The 17,011-nt window shown below is 63.4% G+C and carries 14 protein-coding genes and 1 pseudogene; 5 read left to right on the top strand and 10 right to left on the bottom strand.

Annotated elements, in window-relative coordinates; genetic code table 11:
• Positions 1-13: 13 nt before the first annotated feature.
• Entirely contained in the window at positions 14-1,315 is a 1,302-nt protein-coding gene (locus F6X40_RS06580; protein ID WP_187627208.1) for an efflux RND transporter periplasmic adaptor subunit, read from the bottom strand.
• Positions 1,316-1,756: 441 nt separating this feature from the next.
• Here F6X40_RS06580 and F6X40_RS06585 point away from each other — a divergent pair, with 441 nt between their 5' ends.
• A complete protein-coding gene (locus F6X40_RS06585) occupies positions 1,757-2,647 on the top strand; it encodes a 2OG-Fe(II) oxygenase (protein ID WP_187627209.1) in 891 nt (296 codons plus the stop codon).
• 188 nt (positions 2,648-2,835) lie between these two features.
• On the opposite strand, the gene F6X40_RS06590 is transcribed toward F6X40_RS06585, so the two are convergent.
• The 8 genes and pseudogenes from F6X40_RS06590 to F6X40_RS06625 form a co-directional block, all read right to left on the bottom strand.
• On the bottom strand, positions 2,836-3,843 hold the full coding sequence (locus tag F6X40_RS06590; protein ID WP_187627210.1) for a response regulator: 1,008 nt from the start codon (positions 3,841-3,843) through the stop codon (positions 2,836-2,838).
• Positions 3,843-4,967, bottom strand: coding sequence for a hybrid sensor histidine kinase/response regulator (locus F6X40_RS06595; RefSeq protein ID WP_187627211.1), 1,125 nt, complete (start codon positions 4,965-4,967; stop codon positions 3,843-3,845). The genes F6X40_RS06590 and F6X40_RS06595 overlap by 1 nt, the downstream gene beginning before the upstream one ends.
• 8 nt (positions 4,968-4,975) lie before the next feature.
• Positions 4,976-6,331: a sensor histidine kinase gene (locus F6X40_RS06600; protein WP_187627212.1), complete on the bottom strand. Its 1,356-nt coding sequence runs from the start codon at positions 6,329-6,331 to the stop codon at positions 4,976-4,978.
• 22 nt (positions 6,332-6,353) lie between these two features.
• Positions 6,354-7,745 (bottom strand): class I SAM-dependent methyltransferase, encoded by a 1,392-nt coding sequence (locus F6X40_RS06605; RefSeq protein ID WP_184070266.1) that lies wholly within the window; start codon positions 7,743-7,745, stop codon positions 6,354-6,356.
• Positions 7,746-7,749: 4 nt separating this feature from the next.
• Positions 7,750-8,286 (bottom strand): hypothetical protein, encoded by a 537-nt coding sequence (locus F6X40_RS06610; protein WP_187627213.1) that lies wholly within the window; start codon positions 8,284-8,286, stop codon positions 7,750-7,752.
• An 8-nt stretch (positions 8,287-8,294) separates the two neighbouring features.
• Positions 8,295-8,702: a DUF2000 domain-containing protein gene (locus F6X40_RS06615; RefSeq protein ID WP_184070267.1), complete on the bottom strand. Its 408-nt coding sequence runs from the start codon at positions 8,700-8,702 to the stop codon at positions 8,295-8,297.
• Positions 8,703-8,749: 47 nt separating this feature from the next.
• A pseudogene (locus F6X40_RS06620) lies at positions 8,750-9,592 on the bottom strand (helix-turn-helix domain-containing protein); the annotation flags it as partial.
• Between the two features lie 183 nt (positions 9,593-9,775).
• Positions 9,776-10,288 carry a hypothetical protein gene (locus F6X40_RS06625; RefSeq protein ID WP_410452387.1) on the bottom strand — a complete coding sequence of 171 codons (513 nt, stop codon included), beginning with the start codon at positions 10,286-10,288 and terminating at the stop codon, positions 9,776-9,778.
• Between the two features lie 350 nt (positions 10,289-10,638).
• On the opposite strand from F6X40_RS06625, the gene F6X40_RS06630 reads away from it, so the two are divergent.
• A complete protein-coding gene (locus tag F6X40_RS06630; protein ID WP_262421386.1) occupies positions 10,639-13,146 on the top strand; it encodes an alkaline phosphatase family protein in 2,508 nt (835 codons plus the stop codon).
• A 66-nt stretch (positions 13,147-13,212) separates the two neighbouring features.
• Positions 13,213-14,586, top strand: coding sequence for a cytochrome-c peroxidase (locus tag F6X40_RS06635; RefSeq protein ID WP_262421387.1), 1,374 nt, complete (start codon positions 13,213-13,215; stop codon positions 14,584-14,586).
• A 67-nt stretch (positions 14,587-14,653) separates the two neighbouring features.
• Here the strand turns inward: F6X40_RS06635 and F6X40_RS06640 are convergent, their stop codons facing one another.
• The gene (locus F6X40_RS06640) at positions 14,654-15,286 is read right to left on the bottom strand and encodes an isochorismatase family cysteine hydrolase (RefSeq protein WP_187627214.1); all 633 of its coding nucleotides are present in this window, start codon (positions 15,284-15,286) and stop codon (positions 14,654-14,656) included.
• Between the two features lie 233 nt (positions 15,287-15,519).
• On the opposite strand from F6X40_RS06640, the gene F6X40_RS06645 reads away from it, so the two are divergent.
• Together F6X40_RS06645 and F6X40_RS06650 are read left to right on the top strand one after the other, a co-directional pair.
• A complete protein-coding gene (locus F6X40_RS06645) occupies positions 15,520-16,515 on the top strand; it encodes an aldo/keto reductase (RefSeq protein ID WP_187627215.1) in 996 nt (331 codons plus the stop codon).
• Positions 16,516-16,608: 93 nt separating this feature from the next.
• Positions 16,609-17,001 carry a hypothetical protein gene (locus tag F6X40_RS06650; protein WP_187627216.1) on the top strand — a complete coding sequence of 131 codons (393 nt, stop codon included), beginning with the start codon at positions 16,609-16,611 and terminating at the stop codon, positions 16,999-17,001.
• Positions 17,002-17,011 lie beyond the last annotated feature (10 nt).

The following is a 17,011-nucleotide window of genomic DNA, read 5'->3' on the forward strand; positions in this document are numbered from 1 at the left end:
GCGCGGGGGTCCGTTACGACGAGGCGGCTTCGGACGCGGCCGGCGCAGGCGATGCCGCCGCGCTCGACGCCGGCGCGGCTTTGGACGCGGCGGCGGCCGCTTTCGGGCCGGTTGCGGACGTGCCGGTGGCGGACGTGCCGCTGGCGGACGCGCCGCTCGCCGCGGCGGCGGACTTCGGATGCGCCGGCTGGATCTTCGCGCCGTCGTTCAGACGATCCATGCCGTCCGTCACGACCTGGTTGCCGGCCGCGAGTCCCGACACGATCACCGTGTTCTTGCCGTCGCCCGGTCCGAGCTTGACCTTGTGCACGGACACCGTGCTGTCTGGATTGACCAGATAGACGAAGTCGCCCGGCGCGCCGGACTGTACCGCGGCGGTCGGCACGAGCACCGCGTTCTGCATCGTGTCGACGAGCAGCTTCACGTTGACGAACTCGTTCGGGAACAGCGTTTCGTCGTCGTTCGCGAAGGTCGCGCGCAAGGTGACGGTGCCGGTCGCGGTGGCCATCTGGTTGCTGACCGCGTACAGCGTGCCGGTCGCGATCTCGCGCGAGTTATCGCTCGAATACGCGATGACCGGCAGCTTCGCGCCGGTGGCCAGACGCTGCAGGATCGACGCGAGCGAATCCTGCGGCACCGTGAACTGCACCGTGGTCGGCTTCTCGGTCGTGATGACGACGATGCCCGTCGACGACGACGCGGTCACGTAGTTGCCCGGATCGACGAGCCGCAAGCCGACCTTGCCCGCGATCGGCGCGGTGATGCGGCAATAGGCGAGGTCGAGATCGAATTGGGCGATGTTGGCGAGGTCGACCTTCACCGCCGCTTCGTCCTGCTGCACGAGGAATTGCTGATCCGCGAAGGTTTGCTGCGCGATCGACTTGCGTTCGTTCAACTGCGTATAGCGCTCGAGATCGGCGCGCGCCTGCGCGAGCGACGCGCGGTCTTTCGCGAGCGTCGCTTCCGCCTGCTGCTTGCTGATCTGATACTGGCGCGGATCGATCTGCGCGAGGAACTGGCCTTTTTGCACCTCCTGGCCTTCGTGATAGCCGACTTCGGTCAGATAGCCGCTCAGCTGCGGCAGCACGGTCACGGTTGCGATCGGCGTGACGGTGCCGAGCTCGCTCAGTGTGACCGGCATCGAACCGAGCGTCGCCTGCGCGACGGTGACGACGATCGCCGCGTTCTCGCGCACCGGCTTCTTGCGCGTCAGCAGATGAACCACGACGAGCGCGACCAGCACGAGCACGACAACCGCGAAGATGATGAGCCCGCGTCGGGAGCGCTTTGGCGGCGGGGACACGGTTTCGCTCATGTTGATCTCCGGGAACGGATATTGGTGTTGATACTCGGTTGGAAGCTCGTCCGCTGACGGGACTGCGCAAAAGTGCCATGGTTCACGCGCGTTGTCATCAGTCGAACGCCTTCGGACGTGTTGTTATGAAAACGTAAGGAAGTGGGGCGAGGGCTTGAATACGGGCATGCGTGAATGTAACCGGCTTGCGCCGGCCTTGAGTTACAGGGGTGCAACATGTTGGCCGGTGGAAGAGTCCGGGGCATCGATCGGGCGGCACGTGGGGGCGGACACCCGCATGGGCAGAGTTATGGGCCCGGCGGGACATCGCAACATGCGGTAACAGACGACAGCCAACTGACAACCGGGCCGTGCGTCCAGAATCGTCACAATCGTCCGCTACGATCGCGAGCCAGCGTCGCGCGCGCCGCGACTGTCACGACACCCCACAACCTCGCCCCGATGTCCATCACCGTCAATTTCCCAGCCGAAGTCCGCGACTGGATCGCCGCCAACCTTTCGCGCGGCGTCGCGCCCCAAGCGATCGTCAACGAACTGGTGAGCCGCGACAACGCGGCTGAGCTCGCGTCGGCGATGGTCGATGCGGTCGCATCGGCGTTCCTGTACGGTATGGCGCTGCCCGGCGACAAGCTCGAAGTCGGCAGCGCGCCGCTCAGCTACCAGCCCGAGCCGCTGCGCGTGCCCGACGCTCCGCTGATCCAACTCGGCGAGCGCAAGGTGCGCGTGCTGTCGCGGCTGCAACGACCGGCCGCCGTGCACATCGCCAATTTCCTGAGTGCCGATGAATGCGAGCAGCTGATCGCGCTCGCACAGCCGCGGCTCGACCGGTCGGCCGTCGTCGATCCAGTGACCGGCCGCGATGTGATCGCCGGTCATCGCAGCAGTCACGGGATGTTTTTCCGTTTGGGCGAGACGCCGTTGATCTCGCGCATCGAGGCGCGCATCGCGGAACTCACGGCAACCCCGGTCGAGAACGGCGAAGGCATGCAAATGCTGCACTATGAGGAAGGCGCGGAGTCAACGCCGCACGTCGACTATCTGATGACGAGCAACGAAGCGAATCGCGAGTCGATCGCGCGCAGCGGCCAGCGCATGGGCACGCTGCTGATGTATCTGAAAGATGTGGACAGCGGCGGTGAGACGGTGTTTCCGCAGCTTGGCTGGTCGGTCGCACCGCAGCGCGGGCACGCGCTCTACTTCGAATATGGGAACCGCTTTGGGCTGTGCGATCCGAGTTCGCTGCATGCGAGCACGCCGCTGCGTTCGGGAGACAAGTGGGTGGCTACCAAGTGGATTCGGACGCGGCGCTTCGCGCCGCGCGTTCAGGCTTGAGAAGTCAGGCCTGACAGGCAACGCTTGTCGAGGTGAAAAGAGCGTGCTGTCTGTCCGCGCGCGTGGAAAAACATTCGAACGACTCGCGCGAGCCGTTGTCAGCTTCGCGCTGCTAGCCGAGGCGGGTTGCAGCGCGAAGCCAGTGCGAGTAGTGGCGCGTCAGACGCCGCGCCCTCGAAGCAAGGTAATCAGAACTGCTCGATCCACGTGGCGAGGCGATCGGCGGCGAACTCGCTACCGCGCTGCGCCGGCCGGAACGCGATCGCATCGCCTTCTCGTGCCGGCTGCAGTGCAACGTCATTGCCGTCGAGCCACAGAAGGCTCGCCAGCCATACCGCGTGCCCGCTCGACACCGCGTTGTTGCCCGGCTCCGCGAGAAACTCCGCGAGTGTGGCCGGCTGGTCGCACACGAGACCATCGCCTTCGCGGCGCACATTGATGCCAGCCTCGGAAAATACCCCGGCCAGCGTCGTCAGTGCGTCGCTCGCAGTCACGCTCGCGCTGCCGTGACGGTTACGCAGCGTGGCGAGGTGCGCGGCCACCGTATGACCGAACGCGCCGCTGCGGGCACTCTCGGCCGCGATCAGATCGGAGTAGTCCTGCAGCAGCCAGTCCGGCTCGGAGTTCGGCACGTCGGCGAGTACCGCTGCGGCGAGATACGTCTCGACCGGCTGAAAGCGCTCGGGCCCGATCAGCGTGGCCGACAGCGAACGCACCAGACCGATGCGAGTGGCGACCACCTGCTTTTGCAGCACGCCCAGCTTCTCGCGCACCAGCGTGTCGCGCTCCTTGCGCAGCTCGGCCAGCTCGAGCGCCTGCTTCAGTTCCATGCGCAGCGCCGTGATGTCCCAAGGCTTCTTGATGTAGCGATGGATATGACCGAGGTTGACGGCCGCGACGGTCTGATCGATTTCCGAATACGCGGTGGTCAGAATCCGCACGACATGCGGAAAGCGCTCGCTCGCATAGCGCAGCAGCTCGTTGCCGAACTCGCCCGGCATACGCTGGTCGGAGACCAGCACCCCCACCCTGTCGCCGTGCTCGTCGAGCAGCGCCTTGCCCTCTTCCACCGAGCCGCCAGTCAGGACCGGCGCCAGGCTTCCGATGGCACGCTGGAAGTACTTTACGGCGGTAGCTTCGTCATCGACGAAGATGATCGCCGGCGCCAACTCCTCTGTGGCTTTTGCTTCGTTCATCAACAGCTCCTGTGCGTTTGACCTTTGATATGGGGGAAATCCAGCACTACGGTGGTGCCTCCCTCCGACGTGGACTCGATCCTGAGTCCGCCGCCACAGGACTGCATGACACGGTTGCATAGAATCAGGCCCAAGCCGTTCCCCCCGGATTTCGCGTGCGTTGTAATTGGGTCCGTCAACAGGCGGTCTTTGATTTCGGGCGGAATTCCCGGCCCGTTGTCGCAGATGCCGATGCTCGGGTGGGGTTCCGTTGTCACGGTAAAGCGCACCGACGGCGACGGCACATCCGCGAGCGCGCGCAACGCGTTGGACAACAGCGACGACAGCACGAGCGCCACGCAATTCGGCTGCGTGAGCACGGCAAAGTCGCTGTCGACGTCGACCTGCACCCACGCGCGCTGCGCGGTCGTAAACGGATACGTATCGAGCAATGCCGAGATCAGCCCATGCGCGGTACTCTCGATGCGCGCCTCGTCGCCCTCCAGTTGCCGGCGCCGCCCGTTGTGGACCGAGCGCCAGAAGGACGACACCACCGCCATGCAGTACTGCGCGCTCTCGCGCATCGATTTCGCGGCGCCGAGAATTTCGCCTTCCGCATCGCGCTCCGCGTCGATGCGATCTTCGATGCTGTGCGCGTTCAACGCGATCGCCGCGAGCGGCGTGTTCAGTTCGTGCGCGATGAACGCCAGGGTTTCGTCGATGGCGATCAGGCGCTGATTCTGCATCGCGCGTTCGTGGTAACGATCAAACGCCAGTTGCAGCGTATCGCGCACTGCCGCCGGCTTCAGCGGCTTTTCGAGGATGCGGAACACCTCGCCGGTGTTGACCGTCTGCAATAACATCTCGACGTCTGCATAAGCCGTGACCAGAATCCGCACGATGTGCGGATATTCCAGCGCCACCTGGCGCAGCAGGTCGCCACCGTCACGCCCCGGCATGCGGAAGTCCGTGACCAGCACCGCGATGCGGGCGTTGTCCTGCTCGAGGATAGCGATCGCCTCGTCGCTGCTCGTCGCGAGCAGGACCTCGTAATCGGCACCTACGGTGCGCGCGAAATATTTGCAGGCCAACTCTTCGTCATCGACGTAGAGAAGAGTGGGCTGTGTCTGTCGGATGTCATTCATGGTGTTTCTCAGGGTGCGGGCGACAGATCGAAACTGAATGACGCCCAACTTCCCTGCTCGCTCTCAGCAAACAGCAGGCCGCCATGACGCTCGATCACCGCATAGCTGATCGACAGCCCGAGGCCCAGGCCCTGTCCCACTTCGCGGGTGGTAAAAAATGGCTCGAACACGCGCGCGAGATGCTCCGGCGCGATGCCCGGCCCGTTGTCTTTTACCGTCACATGCAGGCGGTCTTCGGTCCATCCGACGTTGACGTGAATCGCCGGCGCGGGCGTGGCCGCCTTGCGCATCGCCAGCACCGCATTCGACAGCAGGTTGATCAGCACGCCGATGATGGCCGCCTCGTCGCCCTGCACCAGCGTATCCGCGGGCAGCTCGCGCGTGACGGTGACGCCCCGCAATTCATGGCCGACGAGCCGGATCGCCGAATCGAGCGCCTTTTCGAACAGGAACGGCGTACCCAGCTCCGCCTCGGCGCCGGGCTTGCGATACGCGAACGTCTTCAGGTCCGATACGATGTGCTGGATGCGCTGCATGCCCTGCCGCGCATCGACCAGACATTCCTGCAGCGTCGGCTCCTTCTTCGCGATCGGCTCTTCCAGCGCAACCTCGATTGCCATCAGACAGAAGTTCACCGGATTGTTCACTTCATGCAGCAGGCCGGCCGCGAGCGTACCGATCGCCGCCATTTTTTCCTGCTGCAGCAGTTGGCCCTTGATGTCGAGCAACTGCCGATTGATCACTTCGAGTTCGGCGTTCTTCGCGGAGACCTCCGCGTTTTTCTCGGACACCTCGGCCTTCAGGCGAAACAGCATGAAGCGCACGCGTTCGTTGAAAAACGTGTAGACGGCACTTGCGGCAGCGGCGAACAGAAGGAGCAGAACATTGACGGTCATCGTGCCGAGCGGCACGCCCTCATGCGGAGGCAACAGGCAGGCCAGCAGATACAGAAAGCAGGACAGCACGCCGAACACGAGGTTTTGCCACAGACCGAATGGCAACGCAATGCCGGACGCGAAGATGGCCAGATTCAGGCCCATGTAGTAGGGCGACAGAACACCATCGGTGCGCCAGATCATCCATGAAATCATCGCCTGCGGCAGCAGCAGCCAGGACAGCGTCAGCCATGGAGTAAGCCGCCGCCCCATGCTGGTGTCGAGCAAGGCGATGATACCGCCGATCATCAACGACACGAGCAGGCGCGCGAGCGCGAACGACGTCTGATACTGCGGATACTGCGCGTAATCCAGCCCCACGCCGAGCAGCACGAGCGCAATCGCTGTGCACGCGCCGCCCCGGCTGAACGTGACGCGAAAGTCGGCCAGCTCGGTTTGATAGCCGCTCTGCAGGGGACTGGTAGTCATGAACAGGGATGTCGACACGGTTTCAGAGGATCGTGGCTTCCGCGAACACATTCACCCCGGTCTTGTCGACGTAGAGCTTCTGGTCAGTGGAGTTGGCGGGAAGCAGCGAGCTCATGCCGCTTTCGTTCCGATAAATCAGATACCACTCGAGCAGATGCTCCATCCCGTACTTCTCCGGATTCGCCGAATGGACGTTGGTGACCAGCAACTGACCGCCAGCTCGCGTGCGAGCGGCGAAGTAACTCAGGAGACGCGCGCAGACCTTGTCCGACAGATAGTCGAACAGACCCGCGCAGTACACCGCGTCGAATTCGCGCGCGGAGGGGTCCGTTGAAATTTTACGCTTGAGCAGATCGTGCACCGACTGATGCACCATTTGCACCGAGGCTTTATGGCCCGCGGCATTCGCCGAGCTTTCGATCGCGTCCTTCGTAAACGCCAGCGTTTCCTCGCTGAAGTCGACAAGCTCGAAGGACAGCAGCTCCGGATGCGGATATTCGCGCACGAAGCGCTGGATCTCGAAAGCGGGCCCGCAACCGACGTTGAGGATGCGGAACGGCCTGCCGGCAGCGCGCGCCGCTTCGGCCTGACGCGTCAGAAAGTCGATCAGCAGCGTGATGCGGTTGCGGTGCGCAGTCGCGACCGCCGCGTGCAGGAACGCGGTATTGACGATCTGGAAGTATGTGGTCGGTCCCTGCTGCGGATCGCTGAGGATCTGGTTGACCATCTCGTAGTCGCCGGCATAGCCGAGCGGCTTGGTGAACGTGCGGTAGACGAATGGCGCGCGCAGCAGCAACGGATGCAGTGCCGCTTGCGCATACGTGCGATGCACGGGTGCGGTCTCGGCGTCGACGCGCTCGGCCTCTTCCTCCAGGCGGTCGAGGAAGAACTTGATCTTGAGCATGATCGGCGTGGCGAGCTCGTAGAACAGGTCCTCGCGCAGCCTGCCTTCTTCGGTCTTCGGCAAGCTCTCGGTCAGGTCGACCTGCTCGACCCAGCGCGACACTTCCGACAGGAACGCGCGCATCTCGTTCACGACGATCTGATAGTCGCGCCGGATATTGAAGCGGGCGTCCCAGTCGCTGATAAAGAGTTCTGCTTCCCGGCCGACCGACTTCGCTTCATTGGGCAGAACGCTAAGCTCGCGCCATTCGTCGATGAGTGCCAGCGAAACCACCGCGGTCAGACCGGTGTTCACCAGACTCACCACCACCGCCTTGCCGAGATAGGCATTCTTGGTGCCCATGCGCACGCTCAGCTCGCTTAACACCTCGCTGACCTGCACGATGGAATAGGGGTTATAGACCTCCATGACCAAAGACTTTCTCTGGAGGTTAATGATCGTCCCACGCACGTGCTCGCGCTGCGAGTTGCGGAAGCTGATCACCGGGTCGATTTGCGTTTGAGAGTACACGGTATTAGTACCTGAGGAATCCGGGAACGCAGCAGGGTGTTGGAGAAGTCCAGTGAATGGCTGCCGCACGCACGACACCGGCGACAAGTCGTGGACGCGTTTCAAACCACTTTGAGCTGGAAACACCAAAGCCCTTTGCCAGAATGGCTCCAGCGGCTTGCAGTGTAACATCAACACGTTCAATTCTGACTGAGGTCAAATTCAGGAGGAAACGTATATGCAAGGATTTCTTGCGAGCATGTCCGTGCTGTAGAAAGCCGTTTTTGCAAAGAACCATTTGAAACGAGTTGGCGAGCGCGCGGGTGCAATCGCCGACAATTCGTTTCTCGACAACGACTTGCAATCGCATTGCCACGATGGCGGCACGATCCGCTATTGAGGGGGTGCGACTTGTGCCTTTCTGATCTATGCCCTTTGGATATGCCCCGTGCATTCGCCGAATAAGCCTTTTTTGTTTTAACGCAATTCGCGTCCGGCGCGGCAAACGTTTTTCTTTTAGGGTTCGGCGCGAGTACCGTCGACAATCGAGCGACTCGCGCACTCGTTGACTCATTCGTGCAAGGCCAAACCTTTCACGGCCTTATCGACGGCTCTCTTCGGTCCGTGCAGTGCGAGACCGACGAGATCGAGATTCGCCGCGTCCTCGGCGCGAAAGACTGCGCGATTCGCCGCGTCATGCCCCGTCGAAAACATCGCGTGCACATACGGCACGATTCCGAGTTCGCGCGACAGCGCCTGCCGATGCGCGCCCTGCAGACCGAACCGGTCGGCGGCGAACACCATCATCGGCTGGCCGAGCATGCGGCCGTAGCGGTGCCCGGCGGCATCCTCGTAGGGCTCGCCCAGCGCATCGGGCGCCGCGGCCGCGACACCGGTCGCGAGAAACGCGACCACATTGAGCTTCTGCCAGACCGCGAGATCGCTGCGCACGATCAGCGCCACTTTGGTATCGAACATGATGACTCCTCGTTGAGCCGCTCATGATCGACGATGCCGCGCGATCGGTCTGGAACGTTTGTGCACATCTGCCGGTACGCCGCCGGCGTCATGCGGTACGCCCGACGAAACCAGCGGCCGAGATGGCTCTGATCCGCGAAGCCGACTTCGGCGGCGACCTGCGCTGGCGTGCGGCCGGTCGCGAGCAGGCGCCGCGCGGCGCGCAGGCGCAAGCGCACCAGATACGCATGCGGCGAGGTGCCGAACGCGCGCTGAAACAGACGCGTCAACCTGAACCGGTCGATGCCGGCAACTTCGGCGAGTTCGTCGAGTCCGAGATTGCCGTCCATGTGTTCGTGCAACAGATCGCGCACCCGCGTGATCGCAGGTGACGCAGCGGGGTCGCCGGTCAGCGGCGCATCGCGTAGCTGGGCGCCGAGTTGCAGCAGCAGACGATCGAGCGTCTGGTCGCGCGCGAGCCGGCCCTCGTTGCCGTAGATCGCGGAGAAGGCCTGGCCGATCGCATCGACGAGCGCGCGATCGTCGACCAGCGTATGGCCGAACGCCGCCTCGACGCCGGCCAGTCCCGGCAGATCGAGCCGCCGCGCCGCGCGCTCGACCCAGGCTTGCGGCAGATACAGCATCGCGTAGGTGAAGCCGGCCGCCTCTGGCGCGTGACCGTCGTGCAGCGCGCCGGGCTCGATCAGGATCGCGCGGCCCGGCACGCTCGTGTGCAACGACCGATGACACTGGAAGCGTTGCACGCCCTGCTCCGTATAGCCGATCAACATGTCGTCGTGATCGTGCGGATCGTAGGCGTGGCCGCCGAAATGCGCGCGCAGGCTCTCGATGCCGGTTTCGGCATCGCGGCGGGCGATTAGCCAGTTGGCGGGACTGAGTGAAGTGGGCATGGGTTGGAGCTGGCGGGCAGCGGCCAATGCGGCCAGCGGATAGTGTACGGCAGCGGGGGAACCGGGTTGGGCCAACGCCCCCGTCGGCGAGACGTCCTCACGATGTCAGTGCAACTCACCCCGCTCGTCGCCGACCAGAACGACGTTGCCAACGACCGTTCCTGTCGACGAAGGCAACCGGCGTCACGGCTTTTTCGAACGCGGCGGCCGTGCGTTGACGAACGGGTTATAGCCGCGCGAACCCGCCGGCCGATCCTGTTCGGTCGCGCGGCGGCGCTTGCTGGATCGTCCGTCGCCCGACAATTGCGCAAGCAGTTCTTGCGATTCGGACTCCGACTCCGCGTCCGTTTCATCCACCGGCGGCGCGGTTTCTTTGCGTCGCGCGGTTTTTGGCTGCGCTGCTTTCTCGTCCGTATCCGGCGCGACGCCCGCGATGTGTTCGATCACAGTCATGAACGATGCCGATGCCGATCGGACAGGTTGTCCCGGCAGCATCGTCAGCGCGACGATTTCGTGCAGTGAACGACCGTCGACGGAGCGGCCCTCCACCGTGTCATGCCAGTCGACATCCGCTTGCGCGAAGGCGCCGATCACACGTTCGAGCACGGCCGGCGACAGGACGCCGCCGTCGTACAACCGGATGACGACGCTTTCGAACATCTGGAGCGGGGCGATGCCCGTTGTTTTCGACGCCACGTTTTGTCATCCGGTTGGTTTCTCTTCCAGTATCAGCCAGCAAATCACATGCCGATGTGGCGAGTAACTCATCGTGATCGCCGAGTACGGCATGCGCGAGGCGTGAATCATGCTCGCATGCAGGAAGTCGGCCCGCTTGCACAAGCAGGGCGTCGCCGGTCGAGCCATATCGACCGCGCCGTCGTAGCAAATTAGAGAGAACCGTCGATCGAGCCGCGGGACGTCATCACGGCCTTGTCATATGGCGTTGGGAAGATCGCGGCGCCAGTGAGGCCCGCGACGTCGAGCGGTCTTGAGTCTTGCGGCACAGAAAAAAAACGACGACCGACAACCCCCACGACCCAACGACCATGAAAAGAAGCGCCTCGACACTCGCCGGTTTGGGAGTCATGCTTTCGCTCGCCGCTTGCGGCCCCGACAATGTCAGCTCGCCCGCCACCGGCTCGAGTGCCAGCGCGAATACCAGCACCAGCGTCACCGCGACGGGCATCGCCGCCGCCGGCGCGCCCATCGTCGGCGTCACCGTCACGGTGACGGACAGCGATGGGAAGAGCGCGCAGTCGAGCCTCACCGACGCGACCGGCAAGTTCACCGTGTCGATGACGGGCAAGGCGCCGTTCGTTCTGACCGCGCCATTCAACGATGCGGACGGCACGCCGGCCACCCTGTCCGCGGTCATCGATCCCGCGCCCGCGTCGTCGGGTGCGGCCGTGTCCGTGGTCGCCAATCTGAATCCGCTGACGTCGCTGCTCACGCAGCGCGTGCTGGGGATCGTGCCCAATGGCGCGCCGACCAGCGCGCAGATCGCGTCGGCGAAGATCTCCGCGAGCAGCATCGCCCAGGCCGACGCGGCCGTCGCGGGCGCGTTGCAGCCACTGTTCAGCGCGTTCAACGTGCCGGTCAATACCGTCGCGGACCCGATCGGCACGCCCTACCAGGCGAATGCGAGTAACCCGCTCGATAACCTGTTCGATATCGCGCGCTTCACGGTGCACGCCGGCACGGTCGCCGCCGGTGTCGACGCCAGCCGCGCGCAGGTTTCGATCCCGTCCACGGGCGCGGTCTCCGGCGCGATGCCGGCCGCCGCCGTGACCTCGGCGCTCGCGTTGAGCAACAGCGCGACCACGACGCCGATTCAGCACGTCATCGTCGTGGTCGGCGAGAACCAGACTTTCGACGGCCTGTTCGGCGGCTACGTCGCGCCGGACGGCCAGACGGTCAAGAACCTGCTGTCGGAAGGCATCATCAACGCGGACGGCACGCCGGGTCCGAACTTCGCGCAGGCTGCCCAGAACCAGGGCACGACGCAAACGGCCTACACGATCAACCCGACGCGCGGCGCGGCGTATGCGACTCTGCCGCAGCCGGAACAGATCGGCATCGAAAACCTCCAGACCTTCACGACCGGCGGCGGCACGGCCGACACGCGCTTCCCGGCCACGCTGCCTAACGGCCCGTTCCAGATCACCAGGTACGTACCGTACGCGCAGCAGGTCACGGCCGTCGCGCCCTTGCTGACGCTCTACGCGATGACCGGCGACCCGGTCCATCGCTTCTTCCAGATGTGGCAGCAAACCGGCGGCGACAACAGCAAGCACGACATGTTCACGTGGGTGGCCACCACGGTCGGCCAGGGCGGCGATACGACCGGCATCACGCCGCAGAATCCGTCGCAGGGCGGCGAACTGATGGGCTTCATGAACATGTCGACCGGCGATGCGCCGTATTTCCAGTCACTCGCGCAAACCTACGCGGTCAGCGACAACTATCACCAGTCGATCATGGGCGGCACCGGCGCGAACTTCTTCTCGATCGCGACGGCCGACGAGCCGTACTTCAACACGGCCGGCACCGTCGCAACGCCGCCGGCCAACCAGATCGAAAATCCTGACCCGATGCCGCAAACGGCGAACTTCTACACCCAAGACGGCTACGAAGGCGGCTCCTACGTGAACTGTTCCGATGCGAGCCAGGCCGGCGTCTCAGCCATTCTCAATTTCCTCGCCGCGAAGAAGGTCGCAAGCAATTGCGACGCGGGCAAGTACTATCTCGTCAACAACTACAACCCCGGTTATGACCTGAACGGCAACGTCCAGCCGATCGGTCCGAACAACTACAACTACCCGCCGCAGACCGTGCCCACCATCGCCGAGGCGCTGGCCGCCAAGGGCGTGTCGTGGAAGTGGTATACGGGCGGGCGCACCACCAGCGACCTTGCAGCTGAAACCCAGCTGCTGGAGCTCGCGGACGGGTTGCCGGCGGCGCAGGCGGCGGCGCTTGCACAGTCGGCGCAGTACAACGTCATCGGCGACCCGCTGGTCGCGTCGAGCAAGGTGATGGGCACGCCCGCGCTGAAGGCGAACCTGACCGATCTGACGACGTTCGCCAACGACGTCAAGAACAGCACGCTGCCCGCGGTGTCGTTCGTCGTGCCGAAGAACCTCGACAGCGGTCACCCCGGCTATTCGGCACCGGCCACCTATGAGGCGTTCCTGAAGACCGTGATCGCCAACGTTCAGGCCAATCCGACGCTGTGGGCGCATACGGCGATCCTGATCACCACCGACGAAGGCGGCGGCCACTTCGACACCGGCGCGATCCAGAACCTCGATTTCTTCGGCGACGGTCCGCGCATTCCGATGCTCGTGGTGTCGCCGTATGCCCGCAAGGGGCTGGTCGACCACACGTACTACGATCATGCGTCGGTGCTCAAATTCATCGAACGCAACTGGCGCCTGCAGCCGCTGTCGACGCGTAGCCGCGACCGTCTGCCGAATCCGGTCACCTCGACGCAAAGCCCGTATCTGCCGATCAACACGACTTCGATCGGCGACCTGATGGCGATGTTCAATTTCTGATCGACGAGAGCATCGAAAAAACGGTGGGGCCTTCGCTCCACCGTCTTCCGTTGAAACGACGCACGCATGCAGATGATTCCAGATTGCTTCAAAGTGGCGAGTGGATTGGGCGCTGCAACGATTGCCGCCTTCGCCGCCTTCACGCTGGGTGCGAGCTTTTCAGCCACGGCACAAGCACCGTCGAGCAATGGACTGACGGCCCCCGCGGGCGGCTTTGCCGCGGCATCGAAAGCGGCGCCCAAGGCGGCCGCCAAAGTCTCGGTGCAAAGATGGGTTCGCTACCCCGCGAGCCCTGCCGCGTTGAGCCAGCGGGCCGAACTTGGCAAACAGATATTCTTCGACGCGTCGCTATCGGCCTCGGGAAAGATGTCATGCGCGAGCTGCCATAGTCCCGAGCACGCCTACGGTCCACCGAACGGCCTTGCCGTGCAACTGGGCGGCGCCGACATGCGCCAGCCGGGTACGCGTTCGGTGCCGTCGCTGCGCTATCTGAGCTTCACGCCGTTGTTCAGCCGGCACTTCTATACGCCCGCCTCGGAAGATACCGAGGACGAAGGACCGACGGGCGGCTTCATGCGCGACGGCGCCGCCGCATCGTTGCACGATCAGGCGTCGATGCCGCTGCTCAATCCCAACGAGATGGCCAACCGCAGCGCGGCCGAAGTCGTCGCGAAGCTGCAGCGCAGCGCTTATGCCGACACCTTCAGAAAGGTCTTCGGCGCCCAGGTCTTCTCGCAGACGGACAAGGCATTCGCGCACATCGGCGAAGCACTCGAAGCGTTTCAGGCCGAAGACATGAGCTTCCATCCGTACACGAGCAAGTTCGATGCGGCGATGTCGGGCAATGCGGACTTCACGGCGCAGGAACTGCGCGGCTACGCGCTGTTCAATAACCCCGACAAGGGCAATTGCGCAAAATGCCATCTGGACGCGCCCGGGCCCGGTGGACGGCCGGCGCAATTCGCCGACTTTTCGTTCATTGCGCTCGGGGTGCCGCGCAACCCGGACATTCCGGCCAATCGCGATCCGACGTATTTCGACCTTGGGCTGTGCGGCCCCTATCGCTCTGATCTGGCGAAGGAAACCGGCTTCTGCGGCATGTTCAAGTCACCGACGCTGCGCAACGTTGCGACGCGCTCGGTGTTTTTCCACAACGGCCGCTTTCATAAGCTCGAGGACGTGATGCGCTTCTATGTCGAGCGCGATACCAATCCGGCGAAGTGGTATCCGAAGGGGGTCAACGGCAAGGTCGATAAAATCGACGATCTGCCGCGCCGCTATCGCAACAACGTCGACTTCGCGGATGCGCCGATGGATCGGAAGCTCGGCGGCAAGCCCGCGCTGAACGAGGCCGAGATTCGCGACGTCATCGCATTCCTGCAGACGTTGAACGACGGTTACTCGGTCACGCCGGGCGGCCCGAAAGCGCTGGTGCGATAGCGGGGTTTGTTCGTAGCGAAACCAACGGAACGCCGCGGAAAGACGTAATCGAGCTGGCGATATTGGTCTACGCGAGCAGCAGTAACGCGTCCGCCAGTGACAGCACCGTTGTGCGTGAATCGAATGCGGTAGAAAACAGATGCTCGTGGACCACCTGGTCCGGGTCGTAACAGCAATCCTTCACCGTATACAGGCGGAAGTCCGCGTCGCTGGCGTACGCGACCGAGGAGAGCACGACTCCGGTCGACGCGATGCCGACCATGATCAGCGAATCGATACCTTGCCCGGAAAGCTTCGCCTCCAGATCGGTGCCGAAGAACACGCTCGCACGATGCGCGATGACGAGCGGTTCGTTGGCCTGCTGGCCCAACTCCGGCGCGGTCCGATCTGCGAGGAAGAGGCCAAGACTTTTGATTCCCTGCCCATTCCTGTTCAACGGGCTGACTTCCGGATAGCCCGGACTGAACCTGAGGTTGGCGAAATAGACGCTGACGCCTTTGACCCGGGCCGCGTCGCATAAGCTGCGCGTATTGGCGAGCAAGGCGGGGGCGACCGACGGAAAGAGTCCGAGAATGTCGGTCTGGTAGTGCATGACGACAAGCGCGGTTCGCGGTGGTGCGATGGCCGGAATCCGTGCACTCGTGCGAGTGCCGCCGAGCCCGTCGTTCGCGATGCCGTCAGAACCTGCGTTGGTTGTCATTACGCCACCTTCTTCCGGGTTCCACGTCCTGTTGTCGGAGCGGCCGCTTCGATGCCGTGGAAATCATACTTCATCGCATCGCGCGGGCGGTCATCGATTCCGCCCGGACGCATACCCTACTTCAACGGCCCTGCCCGCTTGCTACACTATGTACAAAGGTCGCCGGCGCTCCCGCAAGGGTCATGAACCGCCTGCAACGCAACTTCGCAAAAAAACAGAGGATGAGCATCGAAATGACGCTTTCGACGAGAAAATTTGGTCGTACCGGCTGGAATGTGTCGGAAATCGGTTTTGGGGCATGGGCGATCGGCGGCTCGTGGGGCAGTGTTGCGGAAGATGACGCCAAGGCCGCGCTAAATGCCGCGCTCGACAACGGTGTCACGTTCATCGACACGGCCGATGTCTACGGCGATGGTCGCTCCGAACGGATCATCCGCGACGTGCTGCGGCAACGAGGCGGCGAACGTCCGATTGTCGCCACCAAGCTCGGGCGCCGACTCGACCCGCATGTGACCAGCGGCTATCTGAACAAGCGCGAGCTCGAAGCTTTCATCGACCGGAGTCGCTCGAATCTCGGCGTCGACACGCTCGACCTGATCCAGTTGCATTGCCCGCCGACGGAGGTTTACTACCGTCCCGAGGTGTTCGACGCAATGGACGACTTCGTCGCCGCCGGCAAGATCCGCTACTACGGCGTGTCGGTCGAAAAGGTGGAAGAAGCGCTGAAGGCGATCGAATATCCGAACGTGGTTTCGGTGCAGATCATCTACAACATGTTCCGTCAGCGTCCATCCGATCTGTTCTTCAGGCAAGCGCAAAAGAAAGACGTTGCGGTCATCGCGCGAGTGCCTCTGGCCAGCGGCATGCTCACGGGCAAGATGTCCGCGGATTCGACTTTTGCATCAGACGACCATCGTGCATTCAATCGGCATGGCGAGGCGTTCGACGTCGGCGAAACGTTCTCCGGCGTGCCCTACGACGTCGCGTTGCAAGCGGTCGACGAACTGCGCAGCCTGGTACCCGTGAACGCCTCGATGGCGCAGCTGGCTCTGCGCTGGATCCTGATGGAGGATGCCGTCTCAGTCATCATCCCGGGCAGCAAAAACGCGGCCCAGGCGGCGTCGAACGTCTCGGCCGCGAACCTCGCGCCGCTGTCCGACGAGGTCATGCAACGGGTCCGGGATGTCTATCAGCGCCATATCGCGCCGCACGTCCACCAGCGCTGGTAAAGGCAACGCGGTGGCGGCTTCACGGTGGGCGCATTCGACATGCAGGGAGCACTCGGAATAAATTGTGTTTGCACCTGGACTCTGGAGAACCTCATGACAGACATCGCACTTGCACGCAAAGATGCTTGCCTCGCAGTGGTTCATGCGGTACTGACGGACTTGAGCGACGACAGCAATCTGATCGGCGCGGCTCTACGTGTTGCGGACTACCTCGTAGATGATCTCGAAGGCAAGATCACCGAGACCGACGCCATACTGCTTGCTGTCACCGCGCTAACCAAGGTCAATCGCGCGATTCGCGAGTGGAACGACGTGGACGGCAACTCGATGGACGCGATGAGAGTCGCGGATTTCATCATCGATGAACAAATGAACGGGTACGACAGCGCGCCACATCAACCGACTTCGTCGGCGGCAAGAATCGAGGCGCGAGCGGCCGCCGTGATCCGGCCGACGGGGTCCCCGGTGCGGCCTGTTCACCACTGAGTTTCGTATC

It is taken from the genome of Paraburkholderia sp. UCT31 (assembly GCF_014397655.1).
Taxonomy (GTDB): Bacteria; Pseudomonadota; Gammaproteobacteria; order Burkholderiales; family Burkholderiaceae; genus Paraburkholderia; species Paraburkholderia tuberum.